At 63.3% G+C, this 22,187-nt stretch carries 20 protein-coding genes and 2 pseudogenes; 12 read left to right on the forward strand and 10 right to left on the reverse strand.

Annotation, left to right across the window (positions count from 1 at the left end; all coding sequences use genetic code 11):
- Positions 1 to 8 precede the first annotated feature (8 nt).
- Positions 9 to 386 (forward strand): RidA family protein, encoded by a 378-nt coding sequence (locus AA098_RS09750; RefSeq protein WP_003250199.1) that lies wholly within the window; start codon positions 9 to 11, stop codon positions 384 to 386.
- 112 nt (positions 387 to 498) lie between these two features.
- Positions 499 to 1,563, forward strand: coding sequence for a membrane protein (locus AA098_RS09755; protein WP_014753855.1), 1,065 nt, complete (start codon positions 499 to 501; stop codon positions 1,561 to 1,563).
- A 53-nt stretch (positions 1,564 to 1,616) separates the two neighbouring features.
- On the opposite strand, the gene AA098_RS30155 is transcribed toward AA098_RS09755, so the two are convergent.
- The 3 genes and pseudogenes from AA098_RS30155 to AA098_RS09765 all read right to left on the reverse strand — a co-directional run bounded on the left by AA098_RS30155 (position 1,617) and on the right by AA098_RS09765 (position 4,524).
- Entirely contained in the window at positions 1,617 to 2,357 is a 741-nt protein-coding gene (locus AA098_RS30155) for a methyl-accepting chemotaxis protein (protein ID WP_370290711.1), read from the reverse strand.
- A 114-nt stretch (positions 2,358 to 2,471) separates the two neighbouring features.
- A pseudogene (gene mcpA / locus AA098_RS30160) lies at positions 2,472 to 3,548 on the reverse strand (methyl-accepting chemotaxis protein McpA); the annotation flags it as partial.
- A 97-nt stretch (positions 3,549 to 3,645) separates the two neighbouring features.
- Positions 3,646 to 4,524 carry a LysR family transcriptional regulator gene (locus tag AA098_RS09765; RefSeq protein ID WP_003250205.1) on the reverse strand — a complete coding sequence of 293 codons (879 nt, stop codon included), beginning with the start codon at positions 4,522 to 4,524 and terminating at the stop codon, positions 3,646 to 3,648.
- Positions 4,525 to 4,625: 101 nt separating this feature from the next.
- On the opposite strand from AA098_RS09765, the gene AA098_RS09770 reads away from it, so the two are divergent.
- Complete coding sequence (locus AA098_RS09770; protein ID WP_003250207.1) at positions 4,626 to 5,054, forward strand: PACE efflux transporter; 429 nt, start codon at positions 4,626 to 4,628, stop codon at positions 5,052 to 5,054.
- A gap of 39 nt (positions 5,055 to 5,093) precedes the next feature.
- Here the strand turns inward: AA098_RS09770 and AA098_RS09775 are convergent, their stop codons facing one another.
- The 5 genes from AA098_RS09775 to AA098_RS09795 all read right to left on the reverse strand — a co-directional run bounded on the left by AA098_RS09775 (position 5,094) and on the right by AA098_RS09795 (position 9,580).
- Positions 5,094 to 6,146 carry a hypothetical protein gene (locus AA098_RS09775; RefSeq protein ID WP_033726807.1) on the reverse strand — a complete coding sequence of 351 codons (1,053 nt, stop codon included), beginning with the start codon at positions 6,144 to 6,146 and terminating at the stop codon, positions 5,094 to 5,096.
- Between the two features lie 152 nt (positions 6,147 to 6,298).
- On the reverse strand, positions 6,299 to 6,967 hold the full coding sequence (locus AA098_RS09780) for a GntR family transcriptional regulator (protein ID WP_003250210.1): 669 nt from the start codon (positions 6,965 to 6,967) through the stop codon (positions 6,299 to 6,301).
- A 16-nt stretch (positions 6,968 to 6,983) separates the two neighbouring features.
- Positions 6,984 to 7,682, reverse strand: coding sequence for a FadR/GntR family transcriptional regulator (locus AA098_RS09785; RefSeq protein WP_003250211.1), 699 nt, complete (start codon positions 7,680 to 7,682; stop codon positions 6,984 to 6,986).
- 43 nt (positions 7,683 to 7,725) lie between these two features.
- A complete protein-coding gene (locus AA098_RS09790; protein ID WP_003250213.1) occupies positions 7,726 to 9,036 on the reverse strand; it encodes a C4-dicarboxylate transporter DctA in 1,311 nt (436 codons plus the stop codon).
- A 229-nt stretch (positions 9,037 to 9,265) separates the two neighbouring features.
- On the reverse strand, positions 9,266 to 9,580 hold the full coding sequence (locus AA098_RS09795) for a helix-turn-helix domain-containing protein (RefSeq protein WP_003250216.1): 315 nt from the start codon (positions 9,578 to 9,580) through the stop codon (positions 9,266 to 9,268).
- A 266-nt stretch (positions 9,581 to 9,846) separates the two neighbouring features.
- Between AA098_RS09795 and AA098_RS30165 the strand changes: the two are divergent.
- The 3 genes and pseudogenes from AA098_RS30165 to AA098_RS09805 form a co-directional block, all read left to right on the forward strand.
- Positions 9,847 to 10,176 (forward strand): annotated as a pseudogene (locus AA098_RS30165) (PAS domain-containing protein); the annotation flags it as partial.
- 159 nt (positions 10,177 to 10,335) lie between these two features.
- Positions 10,336 to 11,412 carry a methyl-accepting chemotaxis protein gene (locus AA098_RS09800; RefSeq protein WP_370626957.1) on the forward strand — a complete coding sequence of 359 codons (1,077 nt, stop codon included), beginning with the start codon at positions 10,336 to 10,338 and terminating at the stop codon, positions 11,410 to 11,412.
- A 13-nt stretch (positions 11,413 to 11,425) separates the two neighbouring features.
- Positions 11,426 to 13,114: a bifunctional diguanylate cyclase/phosphodiesterase gene (locus AA098_RS09805; protein ID WP_003250219.1), complete on the forward strand. Its 1,689-nt coding sequence runs from the start codon at positions 11,426 to 11,428 to the stop codon at positions 13,112 to 13,114.
- 106 nt (positions 13,115 to 13,220) lie between these two features.
- Here AA098_RS09805 and AA098_RS09810 read toward each other — a convergent pair whose 3' ends face one another.
- On the reverse strand, positions 13,221 to 14,969 hold the full coding sequence (locus AA098_RS09810; protein ID WP_004576801.1) for a sigma-54-dependent Fis family transcriptional regulator: 1,749 nt from the start codon (positions 14,967 to 14,969) through the stop codon (positions 13,221 to 13,223).
- A 223-nt stretch (positions 14,970 to 15,192) separates the two neighbouring features.
- Between AA098_RS09810 and AA098_RS09815 the strand changes: the two genes are divergently transcribed.
- Genes AA098_RS09815 through AA098_RS09840 form a run of 6 tightly spaced genes read left to right on the forward strand, consistent with a single transcriptional unit; the run spans position 15,193 to position 21,115 of the window.
- The gene (locus tag AA098_RS09815) at positions 15,193 to 16,287 is read left to right on the forward strand and encodes an ABC transporter ATP-binding protein (protein ID WP_003250223.1); all 1,095 of its coding nucleotides are present in this window, start codon (positions 15,193 to 15,195) and stop codon (positions 16,285 to 16,287) included.
- Entirely contained in the window at positions 16,287 to 17,384 is a 1,098-nt protein-coding gene (locus AA098_RS09820; RefSeq protein ID WP_003250224.1) for an ABC transporter ATP-binding protein, read from the forward strand. The genes AA098_RS09815 and AA098_RS09820 overlap by 1 nt, the downstream gene beginning before the upstream one ends.
- On the forward strand, positions 17,381 to 18,247 hold the full coding sequence (locus tag AA098_RS09825) for a carbohydrate ABC transporter permease (protein ID WP_003250226.1): 867 nt from the start codon (positions 17,381 to 17,383) through the stop codon (positions 18,245 to 18,247). The genes AA098_RS09820 and AA098_RS09825 overlap by 4 nt, the downstream gene beginning before the upstream one ends.
- A gap of 3 nt (positions 18,248 to 18,250) precedes the next feature.
- The gene (locus tag AA098_RS09830) at positions 18,251 to 19,051 is read left to right on the forward strand and encodes a carbohydrate ABC transporter permease (RefSeq protein ID WP_003250228.1); all 801 of its coding nucleotides are present in this window, start codon (positions 18,251 to 18,253) and stop codon (positions 19,049 to 19,051) included.
- Positions 19,052 to 19,063: 12 nt separating this feature from the next.
- Positions 19,064 to 19,336 carry a DUF2160 domain-containing protein gene (locus AA098_RS09835; RefSeq protein ID WP_003250230.1) on the forward strand — a complete coding sequence of 91 codons (273 nt, stop codon included), beginning with the start codon at positions 19,064 to 19,066 and terminating at the stop codon, positions 19,334 to 19,336.
- 39 nt (positions 19,337 to 19,375) lie between these two features.
- The gene (locus AA098_RS09840; protein WP_003250232.1) at positions 19,376 to 21,115 is read left to right on the forward strand and encodes an ABC transporter substrate-binding protein; all 1,740 of its coding nucleotides are present in this window, start codon (positions 19,376 to 19,378) and stop codon (positions 21,113 to 21,115) included.
- Positions 21,116 to 21,259: 144 nt separating this feature from the next.
- Here the strand turns inward: AA098_RS09840 and folD are convergent, their stop codons facing one another.
- Complete coding sequence (folD, locus tag AA098_RS09845) at positions 21,260 to 22,114, reverse strand: bifunctional methylenetetrahydrofolate dehydrogenase/methenyltetrahydrofolate cyclohydrolase FolD (RefSeq protein WP_003250234.1); 855 nt, start codon at positions 22,112 to 22,114, stop codon at positions 21,260 to 21,262.
- Positions 22,115 to 22,187 lie beyond the last annotated feature (73 nt).

Raw genomic sequence — 22,187 nt, forward strand, 5'->3', positions numbered from 1 at the left:
AGCATCCCATGAGCAATGACATTCAGCGTTTCCCCAGCAGCTTGCCGTTCCCGTTTTCCCGCGCCGTAAAGGCCGGTGGCTTTCTGTTCCTCTCCGGGCAGGTGCCGATGAGCGCTGGCGGCGAAGTGGTGCGCGGTGATATCCAGACCCAGACCCGTGCTGCCTGCGAGCGTATCGCCGAAAGCCTGGAGGCCTGTGGCGCACGTCTCGACCAGGTGGTGAAGGCCACGGTCTGGCTGTCGGACATGCGCCATTTCGCCGGCTTCAACGAGGTGTACAAGGCGTTCTTCGGCGCGGCGCTACCGGTGCGTTCCACCGTGGCTTCGGCGTTGGCCCTGGGCGTGGATGTAGAGATAGAAGTGCAGGCGTTCGTCGGCGACGCCTGACAGGGCAAAGAGCCCGTGTAGAGGCGGCCTTGTGTCGCGATGGGCTGCAAGGCCGCCCCTACAACCGGTATGCGACGGCGATGACAAAACAACAATAAATCCAGAGGTTCACATGCAAGAGCAGCTGAAGATCGCCGGCGCATTTGTCGGCGTGATCGTGGGGGCGGGGTTCGCTTCAGGGCGGGAACTGTTGTTGTTCTTTGTCGATTTCGGCGTGTGGGGGTTGGCTGGCGCGTTGGTCAGCGCCGCCTTGTTCACCTTCCTCGGCATGGCGTTGGCGGGGCTGGGCAATCGCCAGCAGGCCACCTCGCACAAGGATGTGATCCTGGCCATCTGCGGCCGTCACCTGGGCATGTTCGTCGACTGGTTGATCACCTTTTTCATGTTCGCCGTCACCGTGGTCATGCTGGCCGGTGGTGGTGCCTTGCTGGAGCAGCAGTTCGGCATCCCGGCCCTGACCGGCAGCGTGCTGGTGACGCTGGTGGTAGTCGGTATCGTGTGCCTGGACGTGCGCAAGATGATACTTGCAATTGGCGCCATCACCCCCTTGCTGATCCTGGTGGCTTCGGCAATAGCGCTGTATGCCGTGATCACCCGCGAGCAGAGCTTTGCTGCGCTCGATCAGGTGGCCAGCCAGCAACAGGCCGGCACGCGCCATTGGCTGCTGGGGGCGTTCTTGTATGTGTCGTATAACATCGTCGCGGGTGCGCCGATCCTGGCCATTCTGGGCGGTTCGGCCAAGGGCGAGAAAGCCGCTGTGTGGGGAGGCCTGCTCGGTGGTGCAGCGCTAGGCGGCCTGATGCTGGTGATGAGTGCCGGGCTGCTGTCGCGCCTGGATAGTGTGGCCGACCAGCCGATGCCCATGCTGTCGATTGCCAACGAAGTGTCACCACTGCTGGGGCTGGTGATGTGCCTGATCATCTTCGGCATGATCGTCAACACCGCGGTGGGCACGCTGTTTTCCTTCCTCTCGCGGCTGTTACCGGCGGGCACGACGAAGTTCCGCTGGGGCTCGGTGGTGACCGGGGTGGTGGCGTTCGGCTGCAGCCTGGTGGGGTTCATCAGCCTGGTGGGCGAAGTGTACCCGTTGTTTGGCTACCTGGGCTTTGTGCTGATGACGGCGGTATTGTTGGCCTGGGTACGGCGGGGCAGGGCTGCGAAGGCGGTGGCTGCATAAGGGGCTGGTACAGGCGACAACAGGCATAGGCCGTTGCCGCCTGAACCCGGCGTTTAAATCCTGAAGCTGCCCACCAACTGCTTCAAACGCCCAGCCTGCTGGGCCAGTTGGTCGCAATGGCGCAGGGTCTCGTTGAGGTTCTCCACCCCTTGCTGGTTCAGGGCGTTGATCTGGGTGATGTCCAGGTTGAGGCTCTCGACCACGGCAGTCTGTTCTTCGGTCGCTGTCGCCACCGACTGGTTCATGCCATCGATTTCGCCAATGCGCTGGGTCACGCTGGCCAGGCGTTCGCCGGCCTGGTTGGCCACCTGCACGGTCTGCTCGCTGGAAACCTGGCTGGTGTTCATGGTGTGCACCGCTTCGCGCGAGCCCACCTGCAGGCTGGTGATCATGCGGTGGATTTCTTCCGCCGACTCCTGGGTACGGTGCGCCAGGTTGCGCACCTCGTCGGCCACCACGGCAAAGCCACGGCCGGCTTCACCGGCACGGGCCGCTTCGATGGCGGCGTTCAGTGCCAGCAGGTTGGTCTGCTGAGAAATGCCCTTGATCACGTCGAGGATCTTGCCGATTTCGTCGGTGCTGGCGTTGAGCGTTTCGATCTGCGCGCACGACTCGCTGATCCGTTGCGACAGGGCAGTCATGGCGCTGATGGCTTCTTCAACCACTTCACGGCCACCGTGCGCCTGTTCGCTGGCACCGCTGGCATGTTGCGAAGCATCTGCGGCGTTGCGGGCGATTTCCTGGGTGGCGGCGCCCAGTTCGTTGATGGCCGCAGCGACGCTGTTGGTGCGCATGCTCTGTTCTTCAGAACCGCTGATCGACGCATTGGACGCACTGACCACTTTCTCCGAAAGGTCATGCACCAGGCGGGTGGCCGAGGACACTTCGCTGATCGAGGCATGGATACGTTCGACAAAGCGGTTGAACGAGGTAGCCAGTTCGCCGAACTCGTCCTTGTTCTGCACGGCCAGGCGGCGGGTAAGGTCACCTTCACCCTCGGCGATGTCGCGCATGGCGCGGCCCATGGTGGTCAGCGGGCTCATCAGCACCGGAATCAGCAGGCCGAGCAGGCCGGCGATGGCGGCCACGGCAATCAGCATGGCAATGATCGCCGAGGTGCGGAACTGGCTGAGCGCGGCATAGGCCTTGTCCCTGTCGATCGACAGCCCGATGTACCACTGCGCCGAAGGCAGGCCGGCCACCGGGGCGAACGAGATGATGCGGTCCTGGCCGTTGAGGGTGACATCCTGCATGCCGGCGGCAACCCGCAGGTTGCTGCCTGGGTAGATGTCCTTGAGGTTTTTCATCACCTGGTCTTTGTTCGGGCTGACGATCACCTGGCCATTGGCGTCGGCCAGGAAGGCGTGACCGATGCCGCCGAAGTCGACCGAGTTGATGATCTCGACGAGGGTGTCGAGGGTAACGTCACCGCCGACCACACCGATCAGTTCGCCATTGCGCTTGCTCTTCACCGGCGTGGCGATGGTCACCATCAGGCCACCGACTGCCCCCTGGTACGGGGCGGTCAGCACGGTCTGCCCGGCGTTGGCGGCGGCGCCATACCAAGGGCGCTGGCGCGGGTCGTAACCGGCGGGCATCTGGGCATCCGGGCGCTGGGTAAATTCGCCGTTGGCCTGGCCCAGGTAGGTGAACAGGAAATTACGCGTGTAGGACGGCTGCTCGATCAGCCCTGCCAAGGTGTCGCCGGCGCCTTGCTGGCCGATGTCCTGGGCCAGGTTCTCCAGCACCAGAATGCGCCCGCTCATCCAGTTCTGCACACTGCTGGCGGTCAGTGCACCGGACTGCTGCACCGAGGCTTCGATATTCTGGCGGATGGTATTGCGTTGCAGGTAGTCGTTGTAGAGCGTGAACAGGGCAAATGCCAGGACCACGACGCCGCAGGCGCTGAGCAGGATCTTGTGGCGAAATTTCAGGTTCATGTTTCGAGACCTTGAGCCAATGAGGGGAGGGCGCAGCGCGCTCATGACGCGATGCGGGGCCTGTCGACCGAGATATCGGCTCGAGGGGTAAAAGATTGAAGTGCTTAGAGAAATTTCTTACAGGCGTTTCGACGGACGGCAGTCACGGGTCAGCCAACTGCTCGATCAGCAGGCGTGCGGCTTGCTGCAGCGGCTGTTGTTTGCGCCACAGGATATGCACGGGCAGTTGCAACGCGTTGTGTGTATTGCGGAACTCCAGGCGCACCAGGCGCCCGCTGGCCAGCAGCGGCGCGACCCGCGACAACGGCAGATCACCCCAGCCCAAGCCAGCTTCAACCATCTGCAGCGCCAGGTCGAAGCTGTCGGTGGACCAGTGTGTGGCGCCGATCAGCGGGCGAGGGTCAGCCAGAGGCAGATCGCGGCTGCGCACCAGAATCTGACGCACCTGGGTCAGGTCCTCAAGGTAGTGGATACGCCCCTCACGCAAGGCCGGGTGGGCCGGCGACAGGGTGGCTACCAGCGACTCCATGCCGATGTGCTGGAAGCCGCGGCGGGCATCGACCTGCAGGCCGGCAAAGGCTACGCAGAGGTCGGCACGACCGCTGTCCAGCAAGTGCAGGGCTTCTTCCTGCGGGGCGCTGACCAGGGCAATGTCCAGCAAGGGGTGGCGCTCACCGAGGTTGGCGATGGCCGCCAGCAGCGGGCGGTGATCGATGTCGGGTACCACCGCCAGGGTCAGGCTGCTCTCCAGCCCTTGGGACAACTCCAGGGCATGAACCTGTAGCAGCCCGAGTTGTTCGGCAATCAGCCTGGCGTGTGGCTCAAGGGCCAAGGCCTGCGCGGTTGGGCGAACTTCACGCGGACCACGTTCGAACAGGCTATAGCCAAGTTCTGCTTCAAGGTTGCCAATGGCCATGCTCACGGCTGACGGCACGCGCTTGAGGGCGCGCGCAGCGGAAGAAAACGAACCGTTGTCGAGCACGGCCAGAAACAGCTGGATGTTGTCGCTGGAAAAGTTCATGGCAGCCTCCTGTCAGTTTATCTGACAGCTGCTGACTTTTTCTGTCAAGTTCGTTGAAGCATGATCGCCCCCGTCGCTTTTTGTCTTTGGAGGTAACCTGGGTGCAGGGATTGAAACGCAAGCTGGTCTACGTGACTTTCTATGAACTGATCGGGCTGTGCATGTCGACCCTCGGGCTGGCCTACCTGTCAGATACGCAGGCGTCGCATACCGGGCCCTTGGCGGTGATGATCACCACCATCGCCATGCTCTGGAACCTGATCTACAACACCCTGTTCGAGTACTGGGAGAGCCGCCAGGCCAAGCGTGGGCGCAGCGTGGCGCGGCGGGTGGTGCATGCCATCGGCTTCCAGTTGACCCTGGTGGTTTACTTGATTCCGCTGATTGCCTGGTGGCTGGACATGACATTGCTGGAGGCGCTGCTGGTGGATATGGCGTTCATCATCCTGGTGCCGTGCTACACCTTTGCCTACAACTGGGCGTTTGATCGTGTGTTTGGCTTGCCAAGCGCTGCCCTGGCCACAGCTTGATACAGCCTTGCGCTGCGAAGGAGCCGGCACAGGCCGCCTCTAAGGTGGCAGGCGAATGATCAAAGGCGCCTGCTGCTGCTGCTCGACCTGCTGCTCCACCGGCCGCGGCGCACTGGCCAGCAAGCTGTCCTCAACCTGCCCCGACAGGTAATAGACCCCCGCCATGGCCCCGCTCTGGCGGTTCTCCATCAACTCCTGCCATTCCTGGTTCAACGCCACGTTCAGGATCACCCGCAGTTGTTCGACCATCTGCGGGTGATCACGGTCATGGGTCATCATCCCGTAACCGGCTGCAGCAATCGAAATCATCGCCCCTGCCACCTTGCCCACTGCCGATGCCACGGCACTGGCGATACCGCGCGGGGCCAGGGTGGCGCCAAGCTTTTCGCTGGCCTGGGTGGCCACCGAGTTGAGCCCGACATCGGTCCTGCCGGGGCCTTTGCTGGCCTGCTGATGCAAGTGCTGGCGCATGGCTTGCCAGGCCGGTTGCTGGTCCAGTGACTTGGCCCGCAGCAACTGATACAGGCTGGCATTGCGCGCATCCGGTGGCCCCAGGGCGATGGCGGGGATACGGTTGAGACGCTGGCTGAACTGCTCGGGCGGCGCGTTGTAACGGCTGATGATGGCCGGCAGTTGCTGGCCGAGCAGTTGCAGGTACAGTTCGCAGGCGCGGTCGCGGATGCCCTCGGGGTTGATCTGCTCGGCTACCGGCTCGATCACCCGCGCGTGATACTGCTCCTGCAGGTACAGGGCCAGGCGTTTTTCTGCCGGTTCCCGACCCTCGCCACTGTCGAGCTTGTACCAGGCCACCTTGAGGGTCAGCCACTGCTGGGTCCAGTAACCCGTGAACCAAGGGATGAAGTCGCTTTCGGTGCGTTGCTGCACCTGCTCCTTCCACACCCGCATAGAGCGCCGGGCATAGTCGTTGGCCGAGCCGGCGGCACCGGCCGAGGCTTCTATCAGTTCCTGGTCGATGCGTTGCCAGGCCGCGGGAGTGAGTATTGTGGGTGGCGGCGGGGCAGGGGGGCGCTTGCTGGTACAACCGCCGAGGGCCAGCAGAAGGCAGAGCAACAGGAGGACTCGAGAACTCACGCGACCGCCTCCCTGGTAGAGGCTGGGGTGGTTCTCGAAGTATAGGGTGGGGTTATTGGGGCTGCTGTGCAGCCCATCGCCCGCATCCGCTCTGATGCAGGTGGTTGCGTGAGCGCGGCCTGCGTGGGAGCGATCGCGTCCGTTTGGTCGGGTTATTCCAGGTCGAGCTTTTCTTCCAGACGGTCAAGGTGCCTGTGCATCAACCCCAGCGCCGCTTCGGCATCACCTTGCTCCACGGCATCGATGATTGCCGCATGCTCTTCCCACGCGCAGTGATCGCAGCACGGCGTTTCGTAGCGAGCGATGATCAGCGAGGTCATCGGCACCAGCCCATTGAGAAATCGCGCCAGTGGTGCATTGGCCGCCACCTGCGCCAGTTTCAGGTGGAACTCGCCGCCCAGGCGGATCGCTGCGCAGCGTTCGCCACGCTCATGGTGCTGGCGCTCGCGCTCCACCAGTTGCCGTAGCTGGCGTACCTGCGCCGGCCGGGCGCGTTGCGCGGCCAGGGTGATCAGCGTGGTTTCCGCCAGGCGACGGGCACTGAGCACCTGACGTGCCTGGTCTGGGTCGGGTGCAGCCAGATGTGCGGTGTGGCTGGGGCGCTGTACCACCACCTGCTGGTCGGACAGGCGCCCCAGCACGCGGCGGATCACCGTGCGGCTGACACCAAAGGCATGGCCCAGCGCCTGTTCGGGCAACAGACTGCCCGGCGGCAGGCGCTGTTCGAGAATGGCGTCGAACAGCCGCGGATAAATCTGCTCGGCCGACAGGCGGGTTTCGCCGGCCGCGAGCAGGGCAGGCAAGTGGGGGGCGGCGTTCATGGGCACTCTCCTGAGGTCATGGATGTGGATGTTCGTCCGGGATATTCAGCGCGATGCCCATGCGCAGCCCTTCGGCCACGATGTGCTGACGCATCTGGGCACTGGCCTGGGCGCTGCTGCGTTCGCGAATGGCGCGCACCACCGCTTCGTTTTCCTTCAGCCGCGCGGCCAGGTGCTCTGGCGAGTTGCGCAGCATGTCGGCGCTTTGCTTCAGGGCATTGCCGGTCTGCTGCACCACGCTCTGGAAAATCGGGTTGGTGGTCAGGGCGAACAGCGCCTCATGGAAGGCAATGTAGGCTTTGACCCCGGCCTCGCTGTCATCGGCCTCCAGCGCTTCGCGCATGTCCATCAGGGTCAGGCGCAACTGGCCGATGTCCTGGCTGTTGGCCGACTGCGCCACCAGGCCGACGATGAACGGTTCGAGTGTGTAGCGCAGTTCCAGCACGTCGGCCAGGCTGGCCGCTGCGCTGGTTTCCACGCCCGATGCCTGGGCATCGGCATCCAGCACCAATACGCCCTTGCCGGGTAACGAGCGCACCAGGCCCAGTGTTTCCAGCACGGTTACCGCTTCGCGCAGGCTGGGGCGGCTGATGCCCAGTTGTTCGGCCAGTTCGCGCTGGCCTGGCAGCATGTCGCCGGTACGCCATTGGCCGCGGGCCAGGGCCTGGCGGAGTTTTTCCACCACTGAGTTGACGACGGTTGATGAGCTGATCACGGTTCGCTCCTGGAAGGGCCGGCGTCATGCCGGCCACGTTCGCTCAGAATTCCTGTTGATGGGCGTTGGGTTGCTTGCGTGGCGTGGGGGCAAAGCCAGGCTTGCCGTCGAGCACGTTCTGCGCACGCTCCAGGTCAATGTCCTTCTCCCAACGGGCAATGGCCACGGTGGCCACGCAGTTGCCGATCAGGTTGGTCAACGCCCGGCCGATACCCATGAACCAGTCCACCGCCAGCACCAGTACCAGGCCAACCACAGGGATCGCCGGTACCGCAGTCAGGGTGGCGGCAAGAATCACCAGTGCCGAGCCTGGGATGCCGTGAGCCCCCTTGGAAGTCACCAACGACACCAGCAGGACGGTCAGCAGGTCGGTCATTTCCAGTGGCGTGCCGGTGGCGTTGGCGATGAACACGATCGCCAGGGTGAGGTAGATGGAAAAACCATCGAGGTTGAACGAGTAGCCGGTAGGGATCACCAGGCCGACCGTGGAACTGCCGATGCCCAGGTGCTCAAGCTTGCGCATGATCTGTGGCAGCACGGCGTCGGAAGAGGCGGTGCCCAGGACGATGGTCAGCTCTTCACGCAGGTACTTGATCAACGGCAGCAGCTTCAGGCCCGACAGGCGCATGACGGTGCCCAGCACGATCAGCACGAAGCCGGCACAGGTCAGGTAGAACAGCGCCACCAGCCCGCCCAGGTGCTGCAGCGACGCCAGGCCGTACTTGCTGGTGGTGAAGGCAATGGCGCCGAACACGCCGATCGGCGCCAGGCGCACAATCATGCCCATGATGCGGAAGATCACATGGCTCAGTTCGTTGATCAGTCGCGAAATGCCGGCGGCCGAGTCACCCACCAGGTTCAGCGCGCTGCCGAACAGCACCGAGAACAGCAGCACCTGAAGAATGTTGTTGTCGGCGAAGGCACCGATCACCGAGGTGGGGATCAGGTCCATGAAGAACGCCGTGGCGCCATGGATGTGCTGGCCGCGCTCGGCCAAGCCGTTGGCATCGGCGGCGGACAGTTGATCCAGGTGAATATTGGCACCGCTGCCAATGCCACTGGTGAAGGCGAACACCAGGCCGATCACCAGCGCCAGGGTCGTCAGCACTTCGAAGTAGATCACCGACTTCAGGCCGATGCGGCCGACCTTTTTCAGGTCACCCGCACCCGAAATGCCGCTGACCACCACGCAGAACACGATCAGGCCGATGAGCATCTTGATCAGCTTGATGAAGCCGTCGCCGAGGGGTTTGAGTTGCAGGGAGAGGTCGGGGAAGCTCAGACCGCAGGCGATGCCGAGGGCAAGGCCGAGTACGACTTGCAGGAAAATCGAACGCGAGCACCATTTGAGCATGGGAGGAGTCTCTGATCGGTGTCCTTGCTTCGGTAGCCGCACGGGGCGAAAGAGCGCAGGACTTAATTATTGTGGTCTTACCGGTTTGTTCAGCGCGAGGCCATAAAAGCGCGAAAAATACCTGATTGCAAGGTTTTTTTGGCCTTACCGGTCTGACCAGTTGTGGGGCAATCCAGCCTGCCATGCTCTAGTTCGGTGCGTGCCGTAAAAGGGGGGCGCTTAAAATAGCTCAGGGCTTGGCCAGTGCCTGATCCACCGCTGCAATCAGCTTGCCAAGATCTTTGGGTGGGGCGTTGTGGATGACACCGAACAGGTAGGCGCGCTGCTCCTCTTCGTCGTCCGGTTCAGCGAAGAAGTCCTTGGGCTTGACGCCCAGCACCTGGGCAAACGCCATGATTGCATCGATGCTGGGGGTGTAGGTGCTGGTTTCGAAACGGCTGATGGTCTTGGGGTCGAAGCCGGTTCGTTCAGCCAGTTGTGCCTGGGTCAGGCCCGCCAGCTTGCGGTAGCGGCGCAGGGCGATACCCAAAGCTGATCTCGTCATCGCTTAATTCCCATTTAGAATCAAGAACTTAACGATATCTATCAATGTGGCGCAACGCCATGATCGATCACCTTTGTTTTATTTATGTGATGAATTTCGTAGAATTCATGGCTTGACCGGTCAGTCATCGTCACCTTCCTTGTACCGTTCGGCCTCGTGCCGTAACGGCAGGAAGCGCTTTTGCCCATTGGAACGGATCCTCATGAATCGGTTCCGATGGCCGTCGATGTACTGGGTACCGGCTTGTCATCGAATGGAGTCTCATCGTGCGCCTCAACCTGCCGGTAACCCCGGTCGAGCAACGTTTCCCCCCCGATCAGCGGCTGATTTCTGCTACCGATACCGCCAGCCTGATCACCTACTGCAACCCTGAGTTTGCCGCCATCAGTGGCTACAGCGAGGCCGAACTGATCGGCAGCCCGCACAACCTGGTGCGCCACCCGGACATGCCGCCGGCGGTGTACGAGTTGATGTGGCGCTACCTGAAAGCCGGCAAGAGCTGGATGGGTATCGTCAAGAACCGCTGCCGTAACGGCGACTACTACTGGGTCAATGCCTACGTCACGCCCATCCTCGAAGGTGGGCGGGTAGTGGGTTACGAGTCGGTGCGCGTATGCCCCACGCGCGAGCAAGTAGCCCGTGCCGAAGCCCTCTATGCGCGGCTGCGCAACGGTCAGGCGGCATTGTCGGCGCCGCGCCGTCTGAGCTTGCTGACGCAGGCCTTGGCCTTGCCACTGGCCGGTGGGCTGCTGGCGGTGGGTGCCAATCAGTTGTGGCCTGGCCTGGTGGGGCAGGGGCTGACCGTGGGGCTGTTCGTGGCCTGCGGTCTATGGGCGCGCAATGCCCTCGGGCGGCAGCTGCAGCAGATTGTGCAGGGTGCCGAAGGTGCCTTCGCCGACCCGGTTGCAGCCTTGACCTACAGCGACCTGTCGGGTGCTGCCGGGCAGTTGCAACTGATGCTGATCAGCGAAGAGGCACGCCTGAAAACCGCATTGACGCGGCTAAGCGATCTGGCCGGGCAAATGGCCGTGGCCGCTCGCGATGCCGGGCAGTTGTCGCGCAGCACCGAGGCGGCATTGCTGGAGCAGCGTGCCGAAACCGACCTGAGCGCCACTGCAATGAACCAGATGGCCGCCTCCATTGGCGAAGTCGCCAACCACGTGCAGTTGACCGCCGCCGAGGCACACACGGCGCACCTGCTGGCCGAGCAAGGTAGCCAGGTGGCCGATGCCAGCGGCACGGCCATTCGTAACCTGGCCAGCACTGTGACGCAGATCAACCAGGCGGTCAGCCACCTGGCGGGTCAGACCGGCGCCATCGCCGAGGCAGCCGGGATGATCCGCGGCATTGCCGAGCAAACCAACCTGCTGGCCCTCAACGCCGCCATCGAGGCTGCCCGTGCGGGCGAGCAGGGCCGGGGCTTTGCCGTGGTCGCCGACGAGGTCCGGGCATTGGCCGACAAGACCCGCCAGTCCACCCTGCACATCCAGGCCATCATCGATGCCCTGCGCAGTGGCGCCGAGGAAGCCGTGGCGATCGCCAGCCGAGGCATCGACGGTGCCGAGCAAGGCGTTGCCCAGGTGCAGGAAGCCCGACAGGCGCTGCATGGCATTCGTGACGCGGTACAGCGCATCAGCGACATGAGCCAGCAGATGGCCACCGCCTCGCAGCAGCAGTCGGCGGTGGCAGAAGATGTTTCGCGGCAGATCAACGGCGTAGCCGGTATTGCCCAGCACAGCGCCCACAGCGCCAACGCCGCCGCCTCGCGCGGTACCGAACTGGAACACGTGTGCGCCGGATTGCGCGCCCTGGTGGAGCGCTTCAACCGCTAAGGCAGGATGCTTTATGGATGATAACTATCGCGCGGCCGTGGACGCGGCCGCAATCTTTTCGGAAACCGACCTGCGTGGGAACATCACCTACGTCAATCAGCAGTTCTGCAGCATCTCGGGCTACAGCCGTGAAGAACTGTTGGGGGCCAACCACCGCATCCTCAATTCCGGGCTGCATGAACCGACGTTCTTTGTCGGCATGTGGCGGGCTTTGGTCGCCGGGCGGGTGTGGAAGGGCGAAATCTGCAACCGGTCCAAGGACGGTTCGTTGTACTGGGTCGACAGCACCATGGTGCCACTGGTCGATCCGCTGACAGGCCAGGTGCGCAAGTATGTGTCGATCCGCTTTGACGTCACGGAGAAGCGCCAGCTGCTGCATACCTTGCAGTGGCGGGTGGGTCACGATGTGCTCACCGGCCTGCCCAACCGCGCCTACCTGTCCGACCTGCTGAACCAGGCTCTGGCCTACTCGCGCCGCGAAGGCATCTCGCTGGCGGTGTGCATGCTCGACCTGGATGGTTTCAAGGCGGTCAACGACGGCTACGGGCATGCCGTGGGTGACCTGCTGCTGGTGGAAGTGGCGCAGCGCCTGAAGAGTATCCTGCGTGGTGGGGATGCCGTGGCGCGGCTGTCGGGCGACGAATTCGTGCTGATCCTGCGCGATGTCGATGATGAGCACCAGCTGCATGCAGCCCTGCAGCGGGTGTTGCGTGCCTTGGCGGCGCCCTGTGTGGTGCGTGAGCATACACTGTCGCTCAGCGCCAGTATCGGCGTGACCCTGTACCCGCAGGATGACGAAGATGCCGACACCCTGGTGCGCCACGCCGACCAGGCCATGTATGTGGCCAAGCAGCGCGGGCGCAACCGTTACCATCTGTTCGACGTGTCGCAGGAACAGGAGCTCAAGGCCACCCACCAGACCGTGGCGCGCGTGCGCCGGGCGCTGCGCAACGGTGAGCTGTGTCTTTACTACCAGCCCAAGGTCAACCTGCGCAGCGGCAAGGTACTGGGCTTCGAGGGTTTATTGCGCTGGCAGCGGCCAGGCCGTGGTGTGGTGCCGCCTGGCGATTTCCTGCCCTGGGTAGAGCAGACCGACCTGATCGTCGAAATCGGCGAGTGGGTGATCGGGCAGGCGTTGAGCCAGTTGCAGGCCTGGCAGCGCCAAGGGCAGCCCTGGTCGCTGAGCGTGAATATCGCCGCGCGGCATTTGCAGCGCAATGACTTTGCCGAGCGCCTGCAGCAGTTGCTGGCAGCGTACCCGGCGGTGGACCCGGCGCTGCTGGACCTGGAAATCGTCGAGTCGGTGGCCATCGACAACCTGCAGCATGTCAGCCGCTGCCTGGATGCCTGCCGTGCGCTGGGTGTGCGTTTCTCACTGGACGATTTCGGCACTGGTTATTCGTCCTTGAGTTACCTGAAACGCTTGCCGACCCAGACGATCAAGATCGACCAGTCGTTCGTGCGTGACATCCTTCATGACCAGGACGACCTGGCGCTGACGGAGGCGGTGATCGGCCTGGCGCGGGCGTTTGGCCGCGAGGTGATTGCCGAGGGGCTGGAGAGTGTCGAGCACGGTCGGGTACTGATGGGCCTGGGCTGCGAGCTGGCGCAGGGTTACTGCATCGCCCGGCCGATGCCCGCCAGTGACGTGCAAGCCTGGGCACAGGCCTACCGGCAGCCAGTGCAGTGGCGTGACCCTTGAAGGCCATCAGCGGGCCGTGGTCTTGAGCTGCACGGGGGCGCCACCTGCTGTCGATCAGGGGTGGCTTCGAAAACCTGCTGTGCGGCGCGCTTCAGGGCCAATCGATTCATCGCTCACGCAACCGCTTGTACAGTGTGGTGCGGCTGATACCCAGTCGGCGGGCCACCGCCGACAGGTTGCCATTGGCTTGCTCGACCAGGCTCTGCAGGTCCGTCTCTTCAGTCGCTATCGGCACCGGTGTTTTCGACTCGGCCAGAAAACCCGCTGGAAGGTGCTCGACGCCGACCGGCCCGTTGGCCGCCAGGGCCAACGCGACCTGTAGCACACTCACCAGTTCGCGCAGGTTGCCCGGCCAGGGGTGTTGATCGAACAGGTCGATTATGGCCGGGGGCAGCCGCGCAGGTTGCCCGGGCTCGCGGTAGCGGGCATGCACCTGCTCAATCAGCTGGCGCCGGTCAGCGCGTTCGCGCAGGGGAGGCAGCACCAGTGTCAGGCCGGCGATGCGGTAGTACAGGTCCTGGCGAAAGCGCCCGGCGCGCACTTCTTCGGCCAGGTTGCGATTGCTCGCCGACACCACGCGGATATCCACCGGCACCGGTTCGCCACTGCCCAGCGGCTGGATGCTGCGCGACTGCAGTACGCGCAGCAGGCGGGCCTGGGTGGGCAGTGGCATGTCGCCAATCTCATCCAGAAACAGGATGCCGTGGTCGGCCTTGCGGATCAGCCCTGGGTTGCCCTTGTGGTGGGCGCCGGTGAACGCGCCTTTGTCATAGCCGAACAGTTCCGACTCCACCAGTTCGGCCGGGATCGCCGCACAGTTTACGGCGACCAGCGGCTGCCTGGCGCGGCTGCTGGCCCGGTGCAGGGTGTCGACGAACACTTCTTTGCCTACGCCTGTTTCGCCCTCCACCAACACCGGGATGTCCTTCTCCAATAGCAGGCCGGCTTGTTTCAAGGCTTTTTCCAGGCGCGGCTCGGCGTTGCCGGCTTCGGGGCGTCGAATGGTTTCGCGTGGGGGGTGCCACTGGCAGTGAAAGCGGTTGCGCCCGGTGGCCTGCAGAGCGAAGGGCTGTTGTCGGGGATGGCTGAGCAGCTGTTGCAGGGGTAACTGGAACAGTTGCTCGATGTTTTGCTGCAGCGGGTTTACGCCGAGCAGGCTATCGGCCCGGTGATTGGCAGCCAACACCTGTCCGCGCTCATCGAACACCAGCAGGCCGGCCCAAGGGCTGTCGAGGTTGTCGGAGGCGCTGTTGAAGATCAGTTGTGCATGCTGGTCAGCATGTTCGGCGAGGATCAGGCGGTTTTCCAGGCTCTGGCCCATCATGCGCACCAGCCCAAGCGTCTGGCTGGCCGGCAGGTAGCCGTCGCTGGCTACGTCGAGCACTCCGACCAGCTGCCGTGCGGCGTCGAACAGGGGGGCGGCGGCGCTGGACATGTAGCGGTTCTGGCGCAGGAAGTGTTCGTCCTGGCCGACGTGAATCGCTTCGGCGCAAATCAGTGTGGTGCCCAGGGCATTGGTGCCGACGCCACGTTCGTGCCAATGGGCGCCGGCGCTGAAACCATGGTGCTGGCGCGGTTCGATGAAACGCCGCGAGCCCCAGCTGTCGAGCAGGCAGCCGCTGGCATCGGCCAGCATCACCAGGTAGCTGGCGTTACCCAAGAGGTGCGCATAGTGCGGTAGCACTTCCTCGCGGGTCAGGCGTAGCAGGTTTTGGCGCCGCTCCAGCAGGGCGCTGAGCTCGGCGCGGGACAGGCAGTCAAAGTCCGGCGCATGCTGCGGCTGCAGGCCGTGGTCGCGGCAGCGGTCCCAGGAAGCCTGGATCAGGCGGGTGTGGGTCGAAGCGGATGCGGCCATGGGCCTGTCCTGTGTGATTGTTGTCATGGGTCGACCGCCGTTCAGTGTTGTCCACGGCTGTTCATTGTCAAACTGGCCAGTGTCCAGTTGTGCAGTGATTGTGTTCACCTGCGCGCCCGCGATTTGCCAGCGCTGCCACCCAGGCCCCGAACCAGAGCACCGGGCAAGGACTGGCACGGAACTGGCTGTAGCCGGCAGACAACAATCACAAAAAGGCCACGCCATGTCCCTGGTGCTGGAGCAGGTCAGCCGTAGCGTCGACAACCAGCCGTGGATCGTCGAGGCGTCACTGCGTTTCGAGCCCGGTTCGTTCAATGTGCTGCTGGGTCGCACCCTGGCCGGCAAGACCAGCCTGATGCGCCTGATGGCCGGGCTGGACCGTCCGGACCGGGGGCGGGTGCTGATGGATGGCCAGGACGTCACCGGTGTGCCGGTGCGTCAGCGCAATGTGTCGATGGTGTATCAGCAATTCATCAATTACCCGACCTTGAGCGTGTACGAAAACATCGCCTCGCCGCTGCGCCAGGCGCGCATGGCCGAGGACCAGATCCGACGGCGGGTGCAGGAAACTGCCGAGATGCTGCGCATCGAAACCTACCTGCAACGCCTGCCACTGGAGCTCTCCGGTGGCCAGCAGCAACGCACGGCGATGGCCAGGGCACTGGTCAAGGATGCCTCGTTGATCCTCTTCGACGAGCCATTGGTCAACCTCGACTACAAGTTGCGCGAAGGCCTGCGCCAGGAGCTGCGCGAGCTGTTCGCGGCGCGCCATTGCATTGCTGTGTACGCCACCACCGAGCCCAACGAGGCGCTGGCACTGGGCGGCACCACCACGCTTGTGCACGAAGGCCGTATCGTGCAGAGCGGGCCCACCGCCGAGGTCTATCAGCGCCCCAGCAGCGTGCTGGCTGCCGAGCTGTTTTCCGAGCCGCCGATCAACCTGGTGTCTGGCCGTATCACGGGTAACGAGGTGAGCCTGGCCCAGACCGTGCACTTTGCCCGCAATGCCGACCTGGAGCCGCTGGCCGAAGGTGACTACCGCTTCGGCGTGCGCCCCAGCCATATCGCGCTGGTGCCGGCCCATGACGATGACCTGGAGCTGGCGGTGCTGGTGGAGTTGGCCGAGATCAGTGGGTCAGAAACATTTCTGCATGTGCGCAACGAATACTGGCGCATGGTGCTGCACCTTCCCGGGGTGCACGAATACCAGGTGGACACGCCGATACGCGTGTTCATCCCCACGCACAAGCTGTTCGTTTTCGACAGCGCCGGGGTGTTGGTGCAGGCCCCGGGGCTGCGCCAGGCGAGGAGAGGGTGATGGCCGAAATCCGCCTGCGCCAGCTGGCGCACAGTTACAGCCGCCAGCCCGCCAGCGAGGCAGACTATGCCCTGCACGCACTCGAACATGTGTGGGAACAGGGCGGTGCCTATGCGTTGCTCGGGCCGTCGGGCTGCGGCAAGTCGACCTTGCTCAATATCATTTCCGGGCTGCTGACGCCGTCTCATGGCGAGGTGCTGTTCGACGGCAAGCCGGTCAACCAGCTGTCCCCGCAGGCGCGCAATATCGCCCAGGTGTTCCAGTTCCCGGTGGTGTACGACACCATGACGGTGTTCGACAACCTGGCCTTCCCCTTGCGCAACCAGGGGCTCGATGAAGCCCGGGTGCGTGCCCGTGTGGAAGAAATTGCCGAAGTGCTCGAGCTGACTGCCGTGTTGCGCAAGAAAGCACGCAACCTCACCGCCGATGAAAAGCAGAAAGTCTCCATGGGGCGTGGCCTGGTGCGCGATGACGTGTCGGCGATCCTGTTCGACGAGCCGCTGACGGTGATCGACCCGCATCTGAAGTGGAAGCTGCGGCGCAAGCTGAAGCAGATCCATGAGCAGTTCAACATCACCATGATCTACGTCACCCACGACCAGTTGGAGGCCTCGACCTTCGCTGACAAGATCGCGGTGATGCACGGCGGCCGCATCGTCCAGTTCGGCACGCCGCGCGAGCTGTTCGAGCGACCGCGGCATACGTTCGTCGGTTATTTCATCGGTAGCCCGGGCATGAACTTGATTGACGTGCGTGCCGAGGCGGGCGCGGTGGTGTTCGGCGATGTCCAGTTGGTACTGCCCGATGGCTTGTGCGAGCGCCTGGCTGCATTGGCGGGCGGGCGGCTGCAGCTGGGCATTCGCCCGGAGTTCGTGCAGCTATGGGACAGCCCGTTCGAGGGTGCCTACCCGGCACGGGTGCTGGACGTCGAAGACCTGGGTACCTATCGCATCGTCACCCTCGAACTGGGCGGTGTCGCGCTCAAGGCGAGGCTGGGCGAGGACCGCCCGTTGCCTGTGGACAAGGCTTGGGTCAGCCTGCCGGCGCAGTGGCTGATGCTGTATGTCGACGATGTGCTGCTGGAGGCCGGGCCATGAACAACAAGGTGCCGAACAACAAGGCCTGGTGGCTGGTGCTGCCGGTGTTCCTGCTGGTCGCGTTCAGCGCGGTGGTGCCGATGATGACGGTGGTCAACTACTCGGTGCAAGACATCTTCGACCAGTCCAGCCGCTACTTCGTCGGTGCCGACTGGTACCGCCAGGTACTGCGCGACCCGGCGCTGCACGACGCATTGCTGCGCCAGTTCATTTACTCGGCCTGTGTACTGCTGATCGAAATTCCGTTGGGTATAGGCATCGCCCTGGCCATGCCAACCAAAGGCCGTATGGCCTCGGTGTGCCTGATCGTCATGGCTATCCCGTTGCTGATCCCGTGGAACGTGGTCGGCACTATCTGGCAGATTTTCGGCCGGGCCGACATTGGCCTGCTCGGCGCTTCCCTGGCCAAGCTCGGGGTCAGCTACAACTATGCCGGTGACCCATTCGACGCCTGGCTCACCGTGCTGGTGATGGATGTGTGGCACTGGACTTCGTTGGTGGCTCTGCTGTGCTATTCGGGGCTGCGTGCGATCCCCGACGTGTACTACCAGGCCGCGCGCATCGATCGGGCCTCGGGCTGGGCGGTGTTTCGCCATATCCAGCTGCCCAAGCTCAAGAACGTGCTGGTGATCGCGTTGATGCTGCGCTTCATGGACAGTTTCATGATCTACACCGAACCGTTCGTGCTGACCGGCGGCGGGCCAGGCAATGCGACCACGTTCCTCAGCCAGACCCTCACGCGTATGGCCGTAGGGCAGTTCGACCTGGGGCCGGCGGCAGCGTTTTCACTGGTGTACTTCCTGATCATCCTGCTGGTGTCGTGGCTGTTCTACACCGCCATGACCCATGCCGACAAGGACTAGGCCATGAGCACACGCAAATCAATGGCCCTGCTGCTGTACTTCTTCTTCCTGCTGGTGCCGATCTACTGGTTGCTGAACATGTCGTTCAAGAGCAACGCCGAGATCCTTGGCGGCCTGACCCTGTGGCCGCAGGCGTTCACGCTCGACAACTACCGAGTGATCTTCACCGACGCCAGCTGGTACAGCGGCTACATCAACTCGCTGTACTACGTGTGCCTGAACACGCTGATTTCACTGCTCGTGGCGTTGCCCGCGGCCTATGCGTTCTCGCGCTACCGCTTTCTCGGCGACCGCCACCTGTTCTTCTGGCTGCTGACCAACCGCATGGCGCCACCGGCGGTGTTCCTGCTGCCGTTCTTCCAGTTGTACTCGTCGATCGGGCTGTTCGATACCCACATTGCCGTGGCGCTGGCCCATTGCCTGTTCAACGTACCGCTGGCGGTGTGGATCCTGGAGGGTTTCATGTCGGGCGTGCCAAGGGAAATCGACGAAACCGCCTACATTGACGGCTACAGTTTTCCGCGCTTCTTCGTGAAGATCTTCATACCGCTGATTGGCTCGGGCATCGGCGTCACGGCGTTTTTCTGTTTCATGTTCTCCTGGGTCGAACTGCTGCTGGCGCGCACCCTGACCTCGGTGAATGCCAAGCCGATTGCCGCGGTGATGACCCGCACGGTGTCGGCATCGGGCATCGACTGGGGTGTGCTGGCGGCAGCGGGGGTGCTGACCATCTTGCCGGGCATGCTGGTGATCTGGTTCGTGCGCAATCATGTGGCCAAGGGCTTCGCCCTGGGCCGGGTGTGAGGAGGGCAACGCATGGAGTGGATGGCCTGGACCCTGCCGACAGCGCTGTTCTTCGCCGCTGTGGGCCTGTTGCTGCTGGGCATGACCCTGCTTGAACTGCGTCGCCCCTGCGTAGAGCGACGGGGCTTTTTGCCGCTGGTCACCAGCCGTGGTGACCGTTTGTTCATCGGCCTGCTGGCCAGCGCCTACCTGCACCTGCTGGTGGTCGGTGTCAGCGACTGGCCATTGTGGGTGGCCTCGCTGCTGTCGCTGGCGTGGCTGGCGGTGGTGTTGCGCTGGGGCTGAGCGAGCGGCCCTGTGGGATAACTGAAACGGGAGATCACAATGTTCGACAACAAACACAACAGGCGACATTTGACCCTGGCCGCGTTGCTGGTACTGGCCAGCGTGCAAGGCACAGCCTGGGCCGACCAGTACGAAGAGGCGGCAAAGAAATGGATCGGCAGCGAGTTCAAGCCTTCGACCCTTACCCCCGAACAGCAGTTGGCCGAATTGCAGTGGTTCATCAAGGCAGCCGAGCCGTTTCGCGGGATGAAGATCAACGTTGTGTCGGAAACCATCACCACCCATGAATACGAATCCAAGGTGCTGGCCAAGGCTTTCAGTGAGATCACCGGCATCCAGTTGACCCACGACCTGCTGCAGGAAGGCGATGTGGTGGAAAAACTGCAGACGCAGATGCAGTCGGACAAGAACATTTATGACGGCTGGGTCAACGACTCCGACCTGATCGGTACGCACTTTCGCTACGGCAAAGTGGAATCGATCACCGACCTGATGGCCAACGAGGGCAAAGCCTACACCTCGCCGACCCTCGACCTGAAGGACTTCATCGGTATTTCCTTCACCACCGCGCCCGATGGCAAGGTTTACCAACTGCCCGACCAGCAGTTCGCCAACCTGTACTGGTTCCGCGCCGACTGGTTCGAACGGCCTGAGTTGAAGGCCAGGTTCAAAGAGAAGTACGGCTATGAACTGGGGGTGCCAGTGAACTGGTCGGCGTACGAGGACATTGCCAAGTTCTTCACCGAAGACGTCAAGGAGATCGACGGCAAGCGTGTCTACGGGCACATGGACTACGGAAAGAAAGACCCGTCACTGGGCTGGCGCTTCACCGATGCCTGGTTCTCGATGGCCGGCGGCGGCGACAAGGGCCTGCCCAATGGTTTGCCGGTCGATGAATGGGGCATTCGCGTGGAGGACTGCCATCCGGTGGGTTCCAGCGTGACCCGCGGCGGCGATACCAATGGGCCGGCCGCCGTCTATGCCACGCAGAAGTACGTGGACTGGATGCGTGCCTACGCGCCCAAGGAAGCGCAGGGCATGACCTTCTCCGAAGCCGGCCCTGTGCCGGCGCAAGGCAACATTGCCCAGCAGATATTCTGGTACACCGCGTTCACCGCCGACATGACGAAGCCCGGCTTGCCGGTTGTGAATGCCGACGGCACGCCGAAGTGGCGCATGGCGCCTTCACCGAAGGGGCCATACTGGGAAGAGGGTATGAAACTCGGCTACCAGGACACCGGCTCGTGGACCTTCTTCAAGTCCACCCCCGAGAAGCAACGCCTGGCGGCGTGGCTGTACGCCCAGTTCGTCACCTCAAAGACCGTATCGCTGAAAAAGACCATCGTCGGCCTGACGCCGATTCGTGAGTCGGACATCAACTCCCAGGCCATGACCGAGTTGGCGCCCAAGCTCGGTGGGCTGGTGGAGTTCTATCGCAGCCCGGCGCGGGTGCAGTGGACGCCGACCGGCACCAACGTGCCGGACTACCCGCGGTTGGCGCAATTGTGGTGGAGCCATATCGCCGAAGTCGCCAGTGGCGAAAAGACCCCGCAGGAAGCCCTGGATGGGCTGGCCCGCGACCAGGACCGCATGATGGAGCGCCTGCAACGCTCCAATGCCCAGGCGACGTGTGCACCCAAGTTGAATCCGGAGAAGGACGCCCAGTACTGGTTCGACCAGCCGGGTGCGCCGAAAGCCAAGCTGGCCAACGAAAAGCCCATGGGCGAGACCGTCAGCTACAACGAACTGCTGAAGTCCTGGGAGGCGGCCAGGAAGTGATCGGCTGAACACCGTGGTGGCTTCCCCCGCCCCCTGGGGGGCCGGACAACCGCTTGCAAGAGCAGGCTCGTCCGCGAAGAGGTCATTTGTCACGGGCAAAAAAAACGGCACCTGCAAAAGGTGCCGTTTTCGCATTACGCGGTATTACTTGTGCAGCTCTTCTGCCGCGTACAGCGTGTTCTCCAGCAGGCACGCCCGGGTCATCGGCCCGACGCCGCCCGGCACCGGTGTGATCCAGCCGGCGCGGGGCAGGGCAGTCTCGTAGACCACGTCGCCGACCAGCTTGCCGTCTTCCTGGCGGTTGATGCCCACGTCGATGACGATGGCACCTTCCTTGACCCACTCACCCTTGACCAGGCCTGGCTTGCCGGCAGCCACGACCACCAGGTCGGCACGCCCGACATGGCCGGCCAGGTCCTTGGTGAAGCGATGGCAGACGGTCACGGTGCAGCCGGCCAGCAGCAGTTCCATGGCCATCGGGCGGCCAACGATGTTGGACGCGCCGACGATCACCGCGTTCATGCCGTACAGGTCCTGGCCGGTGCTTTCCAGCAGGGTCATGATGCCTTTCGGTGTGCACGGGCGCAGCAGTGGAATACGCTGGGCCAGGCGGCCGATGTTGTACGGATGGAAGCCGTCCACATCCTTGTCCGGGCGAATGCGCTCGAGCAGCAACGAGGCGTCCAGGTGTGCCGGCAGCGGCAGTTGCAACAGGATGCCGTCGACGGCCGGGTCGTCATTGAGACGGTCGATCAGCTCGGTCAGGGCCTGTTGCGTGGTCTCGCTGGGCAGGTCGAAAGCCTGCGAAATGAAGCCGACCTCTTCGCAGTCCTTGCGCTTGTGCGAGACATAGACTTGGGAGGCGGGGTCGGTGCCGACCAGGATCACTGCCAGGCCCGGCGTACGCAGGCCTTGCTGGCGACGCTCCACGACACGTTGAGCGATCTGCTGGCGCAGGCTGGCGGCGATAGCCTTGCCATCGATTAGGTGTGCAGTCATAGACGCGTGATTAACCATCGAGAAGGAACAATAAAGAACGTGCATTCTCGCACGACATGGGCCAAGGGCAAAG

Source organism: Pseudomonas sp. JY-Q, from assembly GCF_001655295.1.
Classification (GTDB): Bacteria; Pseudomonadota; Gammaproteobacteria; order Pseudomonadales; family Pseudomonadaceae; genus Aquipseudomonas; species Aquipseudomonas alloputida.

Coding starts and splice junctions, on each gene's coding strand:
- AA098_RS09750 (WP_003250199.1), top strand. CDS start 9: ATGAGCAATGACATTCAGCGTTTCCCCAGCAGCTTGCCGTTCCCGTTT.
- AA098_RS09755 (WP_014753855.1), top strand. CDS start 499: ATGCAAGAGCAGCTGAAGATCGCCGGCGCATTTGTCGGCGTGATCGTG.
- AA098_RS30155 (WP_370290711.1), bottom strand. CDS start 2,357: ATGCGCACCAACAGCGTCGCTGCGGCCATCAACGAACTGGGCGCCGCC.
- AA098_RS09765 (WP_003250205.1), bottom strand. CDS start 4,524: ATGAACTTTTCCAGCGACAACATCCAGCTGTTTCTGGCCGTGCTCGAC.
- AA098_RS09780 (WP_003250210.1), bottom strand. CDS start 6,967: ATGAACGCCGCCCCCCACTTGCCTGCCCTGCTCGCGGCCGGCGAAACC.
- AA098_RS09790 (WP_003250213.1), bottom strand. CDS start 9,036: ATGCTCAAATGGTGCTCGCGTTCGATTTTCCTGCAAGTCGTACTCGGC.
- AA098_RS09795 (WP_003250216.1), bottom strand. CDS start 9,580: ATGACGAGATCAGCTTTGGGTATCGCCCTGCGCCGCTACCGCAAGCTG.
- AA098_RS09805 (WP_003250219.1), top strand. CDS start 11,426: ATGGATGATAACTATCGCGCGGCCGTGGACGCGGCCGCAATCTTTTCG.
- AA098_RS09810 (WP_004576801.1), bottom strand. CDS start 14,969: ATGGCCGCATCCGCTTCGACCCACACCCGCCTGATCCAGGCTTCCTGG.
- AA098_RS09815 (WP_003250223.1), top strand. CDS start 15,193: ATGTCCCTGGTGCTGGAGCAGGTCAGCCGTAGCGTCGACAACCAGCCG.
- AA098_RS09820 (WP_003250224.1), top strand. CDS start 16,287: ATGGCCGAAATCCGCCTGCGCCAGCTGGCGCACAGTTACAGCCGCCAG.
- AA098_RS09825 (WP_003250226.1), top strand. CDS start 17,381: ATGAACAACAAGGTGCCGAACAACAAGGCCTGGTGGCTGGTGCTGCCG.
- AA098_RS09830 (WP_003250228.1), top strand. CDS start 18,251: ATGAGCACACGCAAATCAATGGCCCTGCTGCTGTACTTCTTCTTCCTG.
- AA098_RS09835 (WP_003250230.1), top strand. CDS start 19,064: ATGGAGTGGATGGCCTGGACCCTGCCGACAGCGCTGTTCTTCGCCGCT.
- AA098_RS09840 (WP_003250232.1), top strand. CDS start 19,376: ATGTTCGACAACAAACACAACAGGCGACATTTGACCCTGGCCGCGTTG.
- folD (WP_003250234.1), bottom strand. CDS start 22,114: ATGACTGCACACCTAATCGATGGCAAGGCTATCGCCGCCAGCCTGCGC.